At 64.1% G+C, this 1322-nt stretch carries 1 protein-coding gene; it reads left to right on the forward strand.

All coding sequences use genetic code 11. The annotated features are described in order from the left end of the window. Positions 1-129 precede the first annotated feature (129 nt). A complete protein-coding gene (locus ACZ5IK_RS45195; RefSeq protein WP_465493360.1) occupies positions 130-1281 on the forward strand; it encodes an integrase core domain-containing protein in 1152 nt (383 codons plus the stop codon). The last annotated feature ends 41 nt before the right edge of the window (positions 1282-1322 follow it).

The following is a 1322-nucleotide window of genomic DNA, read 5'->3' on the forward strand; positions in this document are numbered from 1 at the left end:
CGTCTGTCTGAGTTCAGGACATGTCGGACAGTTGGTGTTTCAGGACCTCACGGACACTGACCGGCCTGTCGGTGTGGTGACCAGGGCTTGTGTGGTGATCATGCGACGATGGGCAGAGCTGGGTTTCCGATGGATCCTGAGTTCGTCGCCGCGATCGTCAGGGCCGCCGCGGGCGAGAAGATCAACGTGGCACGGTTCTGCCGCGAGCATGGGGTGTCCCGGGACACTTTCTATCGGTATGTGGCTCGGTTCCAGCGCGAGGGGACCGTCGGGTTCGCCTGCCGCAGCACCGCTCCGCTGAGTCATCCGTCCGCGTTGGGTGAGGAGGTGACCGAGGCGGTGCTGCGGGCCCGTAAAGAGCTCGCGGAGGAGGGCCTGGACAACGGGCCGATCTCGATCCGGTGGCGTCTGGAGGACGCCGGGATGGTTCCGCCGCCCTCACAGTCGTCGGTCTACCGGATCCTGCGTGATCACGGCCAGATCGAGCCCGAGCCACGCAAGAAGCCCCGCACACGGCGCCGATTCCAGTACCCGGATCCGAACGGCTGCTGGCAGATCGATGGGACCGAGCACTACCTGGCCGACGGCACCAAGGTCTGCATCATCCAGATCTTGGATGACCATTCCCGCCTCGACGTCGGCTCCTACGCCGCGGTCAGCGAGAACGGTGCCGACACCTGGACCGCGGTACAGCTGGCCATCGCCTGCTACGGAGCGCCGGTGAAAGTGCTGTCCGACAACGGCCTGGCTTTCTCCGGCAAACACCGCGGCTGGATGGCCGATCTGGAATGCCACCTCGCCGAACACGGCGTCACCACGATCGCCTCGTCGGTCTATCACCCGCAAACCTGCGGCAAGAACGAACGTGTCCATCAGACCCTGCAGAAATGGCTCGCCGCCCGGCCCCCAGCCGAGAATCTTGCCGCCCTGCAACACCTTCTCGACGATTACCGCGCAATCTACAACAATCGAAGACACCAGAGCCTCGACGGTCACACCCCGCAGCAACGCTACGACGCCAGCCTCAAAGCCACTCCCTCCGAAGGCCTCAAAGCCCCCAGCGGAACCACCCAACGCCCCGTCTCCAGCACCGGGGTCATCGCCTTCTCCGGCTGCTCCATCGTGCTAGGCCGACGCTGGGCCGGCCAGACCGCCACCGTGTTCTGGCAGGGCGACCGCGTCGTCATCATGATCAACGACACACTCGCCCGCCAGCTCACCCTCAACAGATCAGTACGCTACCAACCACTGACCAACCCAAAACTGTCCGACATGTGCTGAAACACATCTGTCCGTGAGGCCCTGAAACAGGACAGACGGTT

The sequence above is a fragment of the Amycolatopsis sp. NPDC031561 genome, assembly GCF_055580625.1.